General features: G+C 72.4%; 14 protein-coding genes and 5 tRNA genes. 8 read left to right on the top strand and 11 right to left on the bottom strand.

The features are described from left to right. Positions 1–198: 198 nt before the first annotated feature. On the top strand, positions 199–759 hold the full coding sequence (locus ACFV9W_RS20900; protein ID WP_385762968.1) for a CGNR zinc finger domain-containing protein: 561 nt from the start codon (positions 199–201) through the stop codon (positions 757–759). A gap of 18 nt (positions 760–777) precedes the next feature. On the opposite strand, the gene ACFV9W_RS20895 is transcribed toward ACFV9W_RS20900, so the two are convergent. Together ACFV9W_RS20895 and ACFV9W_RS20890 are read right to left on the bottom strand one after the other, a co-directional pair. Continuing rightward, positions 778–1026 carry a hypothetical protein gene (locus tag ACFV9W_RS20895; RefSeq protein WP_385762966.1) on the bottom strand — a complete coding sequence of 83 codons (249 nt, stop codon included), beginning with the start codon at positions 1024–1026 and terminating at the stop codon, positions 778–780. Positions 1027–1133: 107 nt separating this feature from the next. Then, complete coding sequence (locus ACFV9W_RS20890; protein ID WP_385762964.1) at positions 1134–1577, bottom strand: hypothetical protein; 444 nt, start codon at positions 1575–1577, stop codon at positions 1134–1136. Between the two features lie 177 nt (positions 1578–1754). On the opposite strand from ACFV9W_RS20890, the gene ACFV9W_RS20885 reads away from it, so the two are divergent. Further along, entirely contained in the window at positions 1755–2258 is a 504-nt protein-coding gene (locus tag ACFV9W_RS20885) for a DsbA family protein (RefSeq protein ID WP_385762962.1), read from the top strand. 3 nt (positions 2259–2261) lie between these two features. Here ACFV9W_RS20885 and ACFV9W_RS20880 read toward each other — a convergent pair whose 3' ends face one another. The 3 genes from ACFV9W_RS20880 to ACFV9W_RS20870 are packed head-to-tail and all read right to left on the bottom strand — an operon-like array spanning position 2262 to position 5001. Beyond that, on the bottom strand, positions 2262–3086 hold the full coding sequence (locus ACFV9W_RS20880; RefSeq protein WP_385762960.1) for a GNAT family N-acetyltransferase: 825 nt from the start codon (positions 3084–3086) through the stop codon (positions 2262–2264). A 43-nt stretch (positions 3087–3129) separates the two neighbouring features. Beyond that, positions 3130–3951, bottom strand: coding sequence for an aminotransferase class IV (locus ACFV9W_RS20875; RefSeq protein WP_385762958.1), 822 nt, complete (start codon positions 3949–3951; stop codon positions 3130–3132). Positions 3952–3963: 12 nt separating this feature from the next. After that, the gene (locus tag ACFV9W_RS20870) at positions 3964–5001 is read right to left on the bottom strand and encodes a chorismate-binding protein (RefSeq protein ID WP_385762956.1); all 1038 of its coding nucleotides are present in this window, start codon (positions 4999–5001) and stop codon (positions 3964–3966) included. A 155-nt stretch (positions 5002–5156) separates the two neighbouring features. Between ACFV9W_RS20870 and ACFV9W_RS20865 the strand changes: the two genes are divergently transcribed. The 5 genes from ACFV9W_RS20865 (at position 5157) to ACFV9W_RS20845 (ending at position 5601) form a co-directional block, all read left to right on the top strand. After that, a tRNA-Gly gene (locus ACFV9W_RS20865) sits at positions 5157–5229 on the top strand. A gap of 37 nt (positions 5230–5266) precedes the next feature. Next, positions 5267–5340: transfer RNA gene (locus ACFV9W_RS20860), tRNA-Cys, on the top strand. Between the two features lies 1 nt (position 5341). Then, a tRNA-Val gene (locus ACFV9W_RS20855) sits at positions 5342–5413 on the top strand. Positions 5414–5437: 24 nt separating this feature from the next. Then, positions 5438–5509, top strand: a tRNA-Val gene (locus ACFV9W_RS20850). Between the two features lie 20 nt (positions 5510–5529). After that, a tRNA-Val gene (locus tag ACFV9W_RS20845) sits at positions 5530–5601 on the top strand. A gap of 98 nt (positions 5602–5699) precedes the next feature. Here the strand turns inward: ACFV9W_RS20845 and ACFV9W_RS20840 are convergent. The 4 genes from ACFV9W_RS20840 to ACFV9W_RS20825 all read right to left on the bottom strand — a co-directional run bounded on the left by ACFV9W_RS20840 (position 5700) and on the right by ACFV9W_RS20825 (position 7882). Further along, positions 5700–5999, bottom strand: a complete 300-nt coding sequence (locus tag ACFV9W_RS20840; protein WP_385762954.1) for a zf-TFIIB domain-containing protein — start codon at positions 5997–5999, stop codon at positions 5700–5702. Between the two features lie 69 nt (positions 6000–6068). Then, positions 6069–7019 (bottom strand): phosphotransferase family protein, encoded by a 951-nt coding sequence (locus ACFV9W_RS20835; protein WP_385762952.1) that lies wholly within the window; start codon positions 7017–7019, stop codon positions 6069–6071. 158 nt (positions 7020–7177) lie between these two features. Continuing rightward, positions 7178–7384, bottom strand: a complete 207-nt coding sequence (locus ACFV9W_RS20830; protein ID WP_385762950.1) for a hypothetical protein — start codon at positions 7382–7384, stop codon at positions 7178–7180. A gap of 222 nt (positions 7385–7606) precedes the next feature. After that, entirely contained in the window at positions 7607–7882 is a 276-nt protein-coding gene (locus tag ACFV9W_RS20825; protein ID WP_385762948.1) for a hypothetical protein, read from the bottom strand. Between the two features lie 199 nt (positions 7883–8081). Between ACFV9W_RS20825 and ACFV9W_RS20820 the strand changes: the two genes are divergently transcribed. After that, entirely contained in the window at positions 8082–9278 is a 1197-nt protein-coding gene (locus tag ACFV9W_RS20820) for a serine/threonine-protein kinase (protein WP_385763186.1), read from the top strand. Positions 9279–9324: 46 nt separating this feature from the next. Here ACFV9W_RS20820 and ACFV9W_RS20815 read toward each other — a convergent pair whose 3' ends face one another. Both ACFV9W_RS20815 and cobA read right to left on the bottom strand, forming a co-directional pair. Further along, entirely contained in the window at positions 9325–10158 is an 834-nt protein-coding gene (locus ACFV9W_RS20815) for a TrmH family RNA methyltransferase (protein ID WP_385762946.1), read from the bottom strand. A gap of 64 nt (positions 10159–10222) precedes the next feature. Continuing rightward, positions 10223–11458, bottom strand: coding sequence for a uroporphyrinogen-III C-methyltransferase (gene cobA, locus ACFV9W_RS20810; protein WP_385762944.1), 1236 nt, complete (start codon positions 11456–11458; stop codon positions 10223–10225). Between the last annotated feature and the right edge of the window lie 94 nt (positions 11459–11552).

Raw genomic sequence — 11552 nt, 5'->3', positions numbered from 1 at the left:
GGGGCGACCGCGCGCCGGGCCGCCCCCGGGGTCACGCGCAGGTATACCGGGTGGGCAACCCCCAAACCCAAAACCCCGGGCGCCCGCGCGTTGTACCCCCCCCCGCCCACGGCGCAGGTGCGTTCCCGGAGGCCGGCAGGCACTAGGCTCGTGCGGCATCGGCGGGCGGGAGCCCTACCCCAGGCCAGGGAGCGAATCGTGCTGATCACCCACGACACCCGGTGCGCGCTCGACACCGTGGTCGATCTGGTGAACACGACACCGGACGGCGATACGAAGGCGGACGGGCTCACGAGTCCGGCCGAGCTGACGGATTTCGTACGAAGGAACGATGTCAGCGATGTCGGCGTGATCACCGAAGACGATCTTCAATCGGTGCGTACGGTGCGTGACCGCTTCGCGGCCGTGTTCGCGGCGAGTGATCAGCGGGCGGCGGCGACGGTGATCAACGAACTGGTCGCCGAGGCGGGCACCACTCCCCGCCTCACGGACCACGACGGCTACGACTGGCACATGCACTACTTCGCGCCCGGGGCCTCCGTCGCCGACCACCTGGCGGCCGACTGCGGGATGGCCCTGGCGTTCTTCGTCGTCGCCGGGGAGCAGGAGCGGCTGCGGCGCTGCGAGGCGCCCGACTGCCGGTTCGCGTTCGTCGACCTGTCCCGCAACCGTTCGCGCCGCTACTGCGACAGCCGTACGTGCGGGAACCGGCTGCATGTCGCGGCGTACCGGGCGCGGCGCAAGGAAGCCACCGGCTGACGCACGGGCTGAAACCGTTCACAGCAGCAGGAGATCGTGCAGCGCCGCCAGCAGGAGCAGGCTGCCGATGACTCCCAGGAAGATCATCAGCGGTGGTTGGGAGAGCGCGAAGAGACAGCCGCGCTGACTCTCGGGCCGCTTCTCATCTCGTACGGGTGCGGGTGCGGGTACAGGTACGGGTGCGGGTACGGGCGGCGTGGGCTCGCTGTGGAGGGCCTGCCCCGGGTCGGCGTCCAGCTGATCGGGCAGCTGCGGTGTGTCCAGCATCTCGTCGCGATGATGACGCACTCATCGGGTGACGGGTACTCAACGCACCACTTTCGAGGGGCAGTTCACCGCGACCCGTGACAGCGGGGCGCGTGCGTGCGTTGACGTCAGATGCCGTGCTTCTTGAGGATCGCCTCGATGTCGCTGAAGTCCTCGGCGGGCTCGGCCTTCGGCTGCTTCGCCTGCTTCGGCTGCGCCGCGGGCGTGGGGCGCCTGCTCTCGCCGAGCGAGGGCGCCGACGCGGCGGGGGCGACGGCGGCCTTGCCCTCCTTGCCCGGCACGCCGGAGCGGCCGGCGCGGCGGCGCTCGACGGCCCGCGTACCCATGAACATCAGCCAGGCGACGCCGAGCACGCCGAAGCCGGCCCAGGCGGTCGGACTGAACGCGGTGTCCGCGATCCACTCCACCGCGCCCGTCATCACCAGGCCCAGCGGCACGAGAGCGTAGGCGGCGGTGCGGGCGGCCTTGAGGAACCGCTTGCGGAAGGCGAGAACCCCGGCGATGCCCAGGCCCGCCACGGCCACGGCGGAACACACGGTCTCGGCAATCATCGGGTCCTCCCGAGTTCGGACATCGTGGGGCGCTTCCCCCTCCCATCCTGCACCGCCCGGGGGTCCGCGGGCCACGCCCGGAGCCCACCTCGGCCACATCTGGGGGACATCTCGGGGTTGCCGCTCCTCCGCAGGTCCAGGTTGGGCCCGGCGGGCGCCCCTGGGAGACTTGCCCCCATGAACGCCCCGAACCCCATCCTTGACGTGTGGTGCGAGCTGCAGTGCCCCGACTGCCGCTCGGCCCTGGACGACCTCCGCGCGCTGCGCGAGCGCTACGGCGACCGCGTCGAGCTGCGCCTGCGGCACTTCCCGCTCGAGAAGCACAAGCACTCCTTCGCCGGCGCGCAGGCCGCCGAGGAGGCGTTCGCGCAGGGCAAGGGGTGGCCATACGTGGAGGCCGTGCTCGGCCGGGTCGAGGAGTTCGACCGCAAGGGCGAGCAGTTCCTCGTCGAGGTGGCGGGCGAACTCGGCCTGGACGCCGAGGAGTTCGACACCGCGCTCGTCGACGGCCGGCACATCCTGATCGTCGACGCCGACCAGGCCGAGGGCAAGGTCATCGGCGTGACGGGCACGCCGACGTACGAGATCGGCGGGGAGCTGCTGCACGGCGGCAAGAGCCAGGAGGGGCTGCGGGAGCGGATCGAGGAGATCGCGGACCGGCTGCTCGCCGAGCAGGGCTGACCCTCACAGCAGCTGCTTGTAGAGGTAGTACGTGGTCGGCTCGTAGCCGAGCGACGCGTACAGGCTCAGCGCGGCCGTGTTGCCCGCGAAGACGTTGAGGCCGATCCGGGTGGCGCCCGCCGCGATCGAGTCGGCCTCGGCGAGCAGCATCAGGGAGCGTCCGTGGCCGCGCCCCCGGTGCTCGGCCGCCACCTCGACGTCGAAGACGAACGCTCCGTCGGGGCGCTGCGCCACCCAGAGCGTTCCGACCCGCTCCCCCGCGTGCTCCAGGACGCCGAGCAGGACGTCCGGGGTAGCGACGCCGTCCGGGAGCAGCACGGCGTGGTCGCGCTCGGCCTTCTGGCGCGCCTCCTCCTCGGTGACGCCGCGCTCGACCCAGGTGCGTGCGTACGCGGCCTTGGCGTGCGCGAACCACGGCCCGTACTCGGCCTCCGTCATGCGCCGCCCGACGCCGCCTGCGGGGAGGGCGGGCGGCTGTGCGGGCAGGGCCTTCGCCATGTTCCGGTTGCGCTCCACGTAGCCGAGGGCGCCCGCGAGGCGGAGCATGCCCTGCGCGTCGGCGGGGACGGCCACCTCGACGCGGCGGCAGTTCCAGGAGCGGGCGACCTCCTCGGCGGCGAGCGCGGCGACGGTGCCGCGGCCGCGCCCCCGGTCCTTCTCGTCGACGCTCAGTTCGCGTATCTGGGCGACGGAGGGGCCGAAGACCGGGTGCGTGGCGAGGTGCAGGGTGCCGACGGGGCGGCTGTTCACACACACCGCGTAGTGACGCGAGCGCGAGCCGTCGGGGGTGCGCTGGAGCGGCTCGGTCGGCCGCAGGGTCGTGGTCATCACGGGTGTTCTACCCGCCCGCACCCCCGACGTGACAAGGGCTTTACGGGTCGAGGCGGTCTGCTGCCCGCTCGTCCCACACGCGCATGGCCTTCGCGGTGACGGGGCCCGGCGCGTCCGTCAGATTACGGTCGTCGACGCGGTGCACGGCCTGGATGTCGCGCAGCGTCGACGTCAGGAACACCTCGTCGGCCTCCGCGAGCACGGACAGCGGCAGGTCGGTCTCCTTGGCGCCGGTCCACTCGACGGCGAGGGCGCGCGTGATGCCGGCGAGCGGGCCCGCCGTCAGCGGCGGCGTGTGGATCTCGCCGTCGAGGACGACGAAGACGTTGGAGCCGGTGCCCTCGCACAGCTGCCCCACCGTGTTCGCGAACAGGGCCTCGGAGGCGCCGTGTTCGTGGGCGCGCGCCAGGGCCACGACGTTCTCCGCGTACGAGGTGGTCTTCAGGCCCGCAAGGGCGCCGCGCTCGTTGCGGGTCCACGGGACGGTGATCGCGGCGGTGGTGTCGGGGCGCCGCTTGACCTCGCCGAGGGCGACGACGAGCGTGGTGCCGTGGTCGCCGCGGTCGGAGCCGAGCGGCGAGAGGCCGCCGGTGTAGGTGATGCGCAGGCGGCCGAGGGCCATCGGGTTGGCCTCGAGGACGGCGTCGCAGGCGCGGCGGACCTCTTCGAGGTCGGGCTCGGGCAGGCCGAGTCCGCGGGCCGAGCGGGCGAGCCGGTCGAGGTGGCGGGTGAGCGCGAACGGCTTGCCTTCGACGGCCTTCACCGTCTCGAAGATGCCGTCTCCCACGGTGAGCCCGTGGTCGAAGACGGAGACGCGCGCCGCCTCAGTGTCCTGCAGCCGGCCATCCAGCCAGATCTTCACGGGTCTTGCCTCTCACTGTTCGAGTGCGTACGTTCCCGACGCTACCTCCAGAAGCCGCGCCGCCTTCAGCTCGGTCTCCCGCCATTCCCGCTCCGGGTCGGAGCCCCAGGTGATCCCGGCGCCGGTGCCGAAGCGCAGGACGTCGCCGCCCTCGCCGCGGTCGATCCAGAAGGTGCGGATCCCGACGGCCAGTTCGCCGCTCCCCCGGTCCGCGTCCACCCAGCCGATGCCGCCGCAGTAGGGGCCGCGCGGCGCCGTCTCCAGTTCGTCGATGATCCGCAGGGCGCTGGACTTCGGGGCGCCGGTGACGGAGCCGGGCGGGAACGCGGCGTCGAGGAGCTCGGGCCAGCCGGCCGCCTCGGGCAGCTCGCCGCGGACGGTGGAGACGAGGTGGACGAGGCCCGGGTGCTTCTCGACCACGCACAGTTCGGGAACGGTCACGCTTCCGGTGGCGCAGACGACGCCCAGGTCGTTGCGGACCAGGTCGACGATCATCACGTTCTCGGCGTGGTCCTTGTCGAGGAGATCCGCCTCGGTGCGCCCGGTCCCCTTGATCGGCCCGGACTCGACGACCCGGCCGTCCCTGCGCAGGAACAGCTCGGGCGAGGCCGTGGCGACCTCCACTCCGTGCTCCGGCAGCCGGATCGTTCCTGCGTACGGTGCCGGGTTCCCGCGCGCGAGGAGAGCGGTGAGGGCGTCCACATCGGCGTACGGGGATATGGGCGCGGACAGTACGCGGCAGAGGTTCGCCTGGTAGACCTCGCCGGTCGCGATGCGGGCGCGGATGCTGCGCACGCCGTCCGTGTACGCGGTGTGGTCGAGCGACGACGTCCAGTCGGTCGGCGCGGGTGCGTGCCAGCCGCCGGGCCGCGGGGCGGGCACCGGTTCCTCGCGGACATCGCCGAAGCGGGCGCAGGTCAGACGGCCCTCGAAGTCGGCGCAGACGGCCCAGAAGCCGCTGGAGTCGAGGGCCGCGGGATCGCTGGTGACGTCGCGCAGATCGGTCGCGACGAGCCCGCCGAAGCGGGCCAGAGCAGGGAGGTCGTGCACGCCTTCGAGTCTATGGCCGATGCCGATGGGCCCACCTGAGCAGGACCTTCGTCGCTCGCACCGCAGCACGCTGCGCAAACGCGTTTTGGACCTCCCCCAGGAATCCGCTAGAGTTCAACACGTCGCCGGGACGCGCAAGCGGAACGGAAAGACACGCGAACGTAGCTCAGTTGGTAGAGCGCAACCTTGCCAAGGTTGAGGTCGCCGGTTCGAACCCGGTCGTTCGCTCAGGATGTGGGGGATCTTCCCGAACCCCTACGCTCCTGGTGGAGTGGCCGAGAGGCGAGGCAACGGCCTGCAAAGCCGTCTACACGGGTTCAAATCCCGTCTCCACCTCCAAGCGCGATTAGCTCAGCGGGAGAGCGCTTCCCTGACACGGAAGAGGTCACTGGTTCAATCCCAGTATCGCGCACTGAGGCCGCAAGGCTTCCATCCCGGACGATTAGCTCAGCGGGAGAGCGCTTCCCTGACACGGAAGAGGTCACTGGTTCAATCCCAGTATCGTCCACTGGTCCGCAAGGATCCCCCGCGCGATTAGCTCAGCGGGAGAGCGCTTCCCTGACACGGAAGAGGTCACTGGTTCAATCCCAGTATCGCGCACAGAAAAGAAGCCCCCGGTCCTCGTGACCGGGGGCTTCTTCCGTTCCGGACGGCCCGGGGAGCCGGGCGGCCCTTCGGGAGAAGAGCCGCTCAGCGCCTCAGGAGGAGAACAGCATCCGGCCGAAGCCGCGGTTGTGGTGACCGTGGTGGCCGTGGCCGTGGTGACCGCCGTGGTGCGGGGCTCCCCAGGCCGGGGCCGCGGGGGCCGCCGGGGCCGGGTAGCCCTGCGGGGCGGGCGGGGGCGGCGGGGCCTGCTGCTGCCACTGCGACTCCAGGCGGGTCAGCGACTCCAGCTCGCCGTAGTCCAGGAATATCCCGCGGCAACCGCTGCACTGCTCGATCTGGACGCCATTGCGGTTGTACGTGTGCATCGGTGCGTGACACTTCGGACACTGCATGCTCGGCTCAACTCCTCGCCGTTCGGTGCTGCTTCGCCGGAACACTTCCCGGCTTCCGTCCCCCGCACCCTACTTGGCCGGTTCGTCCTCGAACTGCGGCGGCACCGATGCCATTCGGGCGCAGGCGTCGACGACCGACTCCTCCACCTCGTCCAGCGCGCGGCCCGCGTCGCAGGCCTTCGCGACGGCGAGCGCGGCGGTCTGCACGGTGAGGGCGCGGGCCGGGGCGTCGAGGGCGGGCCAGGGGTCGGGAACGCACAGTTCCTTTGCGCCGCCTGTGCGTTGGTACGCGCCGAGGAAGCGGCTCCACTCCTCGGCGGACAGCAGCCCGCAGGCGAACCAGGCGGCGGGGCGGGCCAAGTCCCAGGCGGGGTCGCCGATTCCGAGGTCGTCGACGTCGATCAGCGTCCACGCGGCGGACTCCGCGGGGTGGCGGACCAGCTGGCCGAGGTGCAGATCGCCGTGGCACAGGGCGTTCGCGTGCGTGTACGGGGCTTCGGCGCGGGCCCAGGGCGGCAGGGTGCGCCAGGCGTCGAGGATCGGGCGCGCGGCCGGGTGGGCGGGGGCCGAGGCCAGGAGGCGGGCCACGGCGGCGGCCGCCTTGAGGGGGCCGCGCATGGGCGGAAGCGCGGGCGGGAGCTCGTGGGCCGGCGTGCCGTGCAGGCGGGCGAGGAGGGCGCCCACGGCCTCCCAGGGGGCGCGTTCCGGGTGGTCCGGGTCCACGGGGGTGCCGTGCGGCCAGAACGTGACCAGGCGGTCGTCCAGCTCCGCGGCCATCGGGCGCAGCGGGCGCAGCAGCACGCCGGACAGGGACGGGTGGGCGGCCACGGCGAGGCGCAGGTTCAGCTCGGCGGGGTCGGTGCCGGGGGCGTGCGCCTTGGCGACGGTGTCGCCGTGCCGGACCACCGTGGCGTCGGGGCGGTCGGCGAGGGTCGTGGCGCCGCAGACGCAGGCGATCCCCGACGGGTGGGCCGCGCCCCGGGCCTCGGCCCTGAGCGCGGGAACGATGAGCGTGGTCACGGCGGCAGCCTAGAGCCTCTGTCCGGGCACAAAATAATGCTGCGCGCAGCTCCCCAGCTGCGCGCAGCATTTGTGCCGTCCGCCGCACCCCCGTCCCCACGGGGTTTCATGGTCGGATGTCCCCGCCCGGACCGCTCTTCCGGGCCTGGGAGCGCCGCTCAGCGCCCCAGCATCACGCCCACGGACGACGCTTGTGTGACCACCGCGTCCCAGCCGCCGAACACGACGACGAGAAGGGCCGCGAGAGGGAGAACCATGGCCGCGGCCACCAGCGGATGCCGGCGGTCGGTCGCGGGGCCACCGAAAAGGCCCGCCCTGCGGGCCACTGTGCGGAACGCTGTCGTCCGCGGTGCCGTGTCCGCCATGGTCCTCTCCCGGTCGAAATCTTGAGTTCTTGCGTCTTGTGAGTTGTCGCTTCTTGGCAAGCGGCGGGTACCTGACCTCGGGGGACGAGTGCCGTACCCGCCGCTTGACCTCAAATCTATGAGTGGCGGGCGTCCGAGACGTCATGCCCTCGTACCGATTGCCGGGCCTCCCCGAGGATGACCACCTCCGCCCGATGTACTCCCCTGGGTGGAGACGGAGTCCTAGGCCTCGGGGTCTTCCCCGAGGGGGCGGCCGACGCGGGCCTCGCGCTCGGCGGGCTCCTCGCGCGGGACGGGGTGCTCTACCAGCGCCAGGACCCTGGTGGCCATGAAGCGCGCGGTGCGCACCACGGATCCGGATCGGGTGACTTCGCTCACTTCCACCACCCCTCTGCGCACCGCCGTCTCCACCCTCCGGCCCGCCCGGCCCGCCGTCACCTCGTACGTACGCGTCGTGTCCCCGGCGTCCACGACTATCTCGACCCGGTCACCCTTCATGGGTCCAAACCCCCTCCAAGGCCGCCCTGTTGGCGCGCGGGCGCCGGACAAGCCGCCCCGCTCCCGCGCTCCCTGACCACTCTTCAAGTTTCCCACCGGGCACTGACAATCGAATCGGCCGCGAGGGCGCGGCCTTTGCGCGCCGCCGTGCGCGAAAACGTAAGCTGTGGCTCGTCAGACGGACCGGGCAGCAGCGGGGATGAACATGGCGATGATGCGCCTGAGGCGCGAGGACCCGCGCGTCGTCGGCTCGTTCAGGCTTCACAGACGCCTCGGGGCCGGCGGGATGGGCGTGGTCTATCTCGGGTCCGACCGGCGCGGCCAGCGGGTCGCGCTCAAGGTGATCAGGCCTGATCTGGCGGAGGACCAGGAGTTCCGGTCGCGGTTCGCGCGCGAGGTGTCCGCCGCCCGGCGGATCAGGGGCGGCTGCACCGCCCGGCTCGTCGCCGCCGATCTGGAGGCGGAGCGGCCGTGGTTCGCGACGCAGTACGTGCCGGGTCCCTCGCTGCACGACAAGGTGGCCGAGGAGGGCCCGCTGGCCGCATCGGACGTGGCGGCCGTCGGGGCCGCGCTGTCCGAGGGGCTCGTCGCCGTCCACGAGGCCGGGGTCGTGCACCGCGACCTCAAGCCGTCCAACATCCTGCTGTCCCCGAAGGGGCCGCGGATCATCGACTTCGGCATCGCGTGGGCGACCGGCGCCTCGACGCTGACCCATGTGGGCACCGCGGTCGGCTCCCCCGGCTTCCTCGCGCCCGAACAGGTGCGCGGCGCCGCCGTGACGCCCGCGACCGATGTGTTCGCCCTGGGGGCGACGCTCGCGTACTCCGCGATGGGCGACTCGCCGTTCGGGCACGGCAGTTCCGAGGTCATGCTCTACCGGGTCGTGCACGAGGAGGCGCAGCTGGCCGGGGTGCCGGACGCGCTCGCGCCGCTGCTGCGCGCGTGCCTGGCGAAGGACCCGGAGGAGCGGCCCAGCACGCTGCAACTGTCGCTGCGGCTCAAGGAGATCGCGGCCCGCGAGGCGCAGGGCATCGCCGCGGAGCCGCGCCCGCCCGCGCCGCGCACCGCCGAGCAGGACCGGCCGACCGGACGGCTCGCGGACACCTACGAGGGGCAGCGCACCCAGCGGCGTACGCAGCCGGGGACTCCCACCTCGCGCCCCAGCAACGGCAGGAGCAGCGGTTCGGCGCCCGCGCGGAACACGAACAGCCGTTCAAGCAACGGGCGGACCGGGCCGCGCAGTGGTGCGGGGCGCCCGGCGCCGCGGACGAACGGCACGGGCAGCGGCAAGAAGCTGCGACCGGCGAACCCGCGGCTGCTGCGCCAGCGGCTCTTCGTGTTCGTCGTCGTGACGCTGCTCGTGGCGCTGGCGATCGCGGCGGCGCAGAGCCTGTGACCGCACCCGCGCTCCCGCCCGCGGCGCGGGCGGGGTCGCGGGAACGTCAGAGTTCGGGGCGGCCCGTCGCCACCGCGTAGAACGCGACGGCGGCCGCCGCGCCCACGTTGAGCGAGTCGACTCCGTGGGCCATCGGGATGCGGACCCATTCGTCCGCCGCCATCAGGGCCTGGGTCGAAAGGCCTTCGCCCTCCGCGCCGAGCATCAGCGCGACGCGGTCCATGCGGTGCGGCGCCACCTCGTCCAGGGACTTGGCCTGCTCGGCCGGGGTCAGCGCGAGGAGTTCGAAGCCGGCGTCGCGGACCGTCTCCAGGGACTTCGGCCAGGCCTCCAGACGCGCGTACGGCACAGAGAAGACCGCGCCCATGGAGACCTTCACGGAGCGGCGGTAGAGCGGGTCCGCGCAGTCGGGCGAGAGCAGGACGGCGTCCATGCCGAGTGCTGCGGCGCTGCGGAAGATCGCGCCGATGTTGGTGTGGTCGTTGACCGACTCCATGACGACCACGCGGCGGGCGGTGGTCAGGAGGTCGTCCGCGGTCGGGAGCGGCTTGCGCTGCATGGAGGCGAGGGCGCCGCGGTGCACGTGGTAGCCGGTGACCCGTTCGGCGAGGTCGGGGGCGACCGCGTAGACCGGGGCCGGGACCTCGTCGATGACGTCGCGCATGACGTCGACCCACTTCGCGGACAGCAGCATCGAGCGCATCTCGTACCCGGCGAGCTTGGCCCGCCGGATCACCTTCTCGCCCTCGGCGATGAACAGGCCCTCGGCCGGTTCGCGTTTGCGACGCAGTTCTACGTCGGTCAGGCCCGTGTAGTCGGACAGGCGCGGGTCGTCGGGGTCATCGATGGTGATGAGCCCTCGGGATTCAGCTTCAGCCACGGGTCGATACTGCCTTGTTCTGGGTGTGGTGCCAACGGCTCGGAACGAGTTGCGTTACCGCTGGTTACTTCTGGTGCTTGTGCGGGTTCTCGTTCACCACGTCGCCGATCACGATGACCGCCGGGGGCTTGACCCCTTCGGCGACGACCGTGTCGCCGACCGTCGCGAGGGTGGCGTCGACGCGGCGCTGGGCCGCCGTCGTGCCTTCCTGGACGAGCGCGACGGGGGTGTCGGCGGCCTTGCCGTACGAGACGAGGGCAGCCGCGATCTTTGCGATCTTGTCGACTCCCATGAGGATCACGAGGGTGCCGGTCAGCTTCGCCATCGCCGCCCAGTCGACGAGGGAGCGCTCGTCGTCCGGCGCGACGTGGCCGCTGACGACGGTGAACTCGTGGGCGACGCCGCGGTGGGTGACCGGGATGCCGGCCGCGCCGGGCACGGAGATCGAGCTGGAGATGCCGGGGACGACCGTGACCGGGATGCCCTCGGCGGCGAGCGCCTGGGCCTCCTCCATGCCGCGGCCGAAGACGAACGGGTCGCCGCCCTTGAGCCGGACCACGGCCTTGCCCTGCTTGGCGTGGTCGATCAGCGCGTCGTTGATGGCCTCCTGGACCATCTGGCGGCCGTACGGGATCTTCGCGGCGTCGATCACCTCGACGTGCGGCGGCAACTCGTCGAGGAGGTCGCGCGGGCCGAGCCGGTCGGCGATCACGACGTCGGCCTCGGCGAGGAGACGGCGGCCGCGCACGGTGATCAGGTCCGGGTCGCCGGGGCCGCCGCCGACGAGCGCGACGCCGGGCTTGTGGGTGCGCTGGACGGTGACCGTGCCGTCGTGGAGGGCCTCGACGATCGCGTCGCGGACGGCGGCGGTGCGACGCGGGTCGCGGTCCGCGGCCGAGGTCGTCAGGACGGCGACGGTCACGCCGTCGGCGCGGCCCGTGGCCGGGGTCCAGGCGGTCGCCTCGTCGGCGTCGTCGGAGCGGACGCACCAGACGCGGCCCGCCTCGGCCTCGGCGGACGCCGCGTCGTTCGCCTGCGCGTCGCTGGTGGCGACCAGGGCGTACCAGGTGTCGGCGAGGTCGCCCTGTTCGTAGCGGCGCTTGGTCCAGGTCAGTTCGCCGGCCGTCGCCATCGCCTCGACGGAGGGGGTGGCGGAGGGGGAGATCAGCGTGATGTCCGCGCCCGCGGCGATCAGGGCGGGGAGCCTGCGCTGGGCTACCTGGCCGCCGCCCAGGACGACGACTCGGCGGCCGGTCAGGCGGAGCCCTACGGGGTAGGCGGGGTGGTCGGCGGCGGGCATGCGGTGTCCTCTGGCGTGCGGGTGGTTGTGGGGTGAGCGTACGTCGTGGGCGTGACGGGGAGGTTTCACAAGCCGGGGGCTCCGCCCCCGGACC

It is taken from the genome of Streptomyces sp. NPDC059897 (genome assembly GCF_042730865.1).
Classification (GTDB): Bacteria; Actinomycetota; Actinomycetes; order Streptomycetales; family Streptomycetaceae; genus Streptomyces.
The sequence above is the reverse complement of the archived record's forward strand: the minus strand, read 5'-3'. Positions and strand labels throughout refer to the sequence as shown.

What these genes read in the sequence shown, in the direction of transcription:
- ACFV9W_RS20825 (WP_385762948.1), bottom strand. Translation starts at nt 7,882, where the DNA reads ATGAAGGGTGACCGGGTCGAGATAGTCGTGGACGCCGGGGACACGACG.
- cobA (WP_385762944.1), bottom strand. Translation starts at nt 11,458, where the DNA reads ATGCCCGCCGCCGACCACCCCGCCTACCCCGTAGGGCTCCGCCTGACC.
- ACFV9W_RS20840 (WP_385762954.1), bottom strand. Translation starts at nt 5,999, where the DNA reads ATGCAGTGTCCGAAGTGTCACGCACCGATGCACACGTACAACCGCAAT.
- ACFV9W_RS20820 (WP_385763186.1), top strand. Translation starts at nt 8,082, where the DNA reads ATGAACATGGCGATGATGCGCCTGAGGCGCGAGGACCCGCGCGTCGTC.
- ACFV9W_RS20885 (WP_385762962.1), top strand. Translation starts at nt 1,755, where the DNA reads ATGAACGCCCCGAACCCCATCCTTGACGTGTGGTGCGAGCTGCAGTGC.
- ACFV9W_RS20880 (WP_385762960.1), bottom strand. Translation starts at nt 3,086, where the DNA reads ATGACCACGACCCTGCGGCCGACCGAGCCGCTCCAGCGCACCCCCGAC.
- ACFV9W_RS20830 (WP_385762950.1), bottom strand. Translation starts at nt 7,384, where the DNA reads ATGGCGGACACGGCACCGCGGACGACAGCGTTCCGCACAGTGGCCCGC.
- ACFV9W_RS20895 (WP_385762966.1), bottom strand. Translation starts at nt 1,026, where the DNA reads ATGCTGGACACACCGCAGCTGCCCGATCAGCTGGACGCCGACCCGGGG.
- ACFV9W_RS20890 (WP_385762964.1), bottom strand. Translation starts at nt 1,577, where the DNA reads ATGATTGCCGAGACCGTGTGTTCCGCCGTGGCCGTGGCGGGCCTGGGC.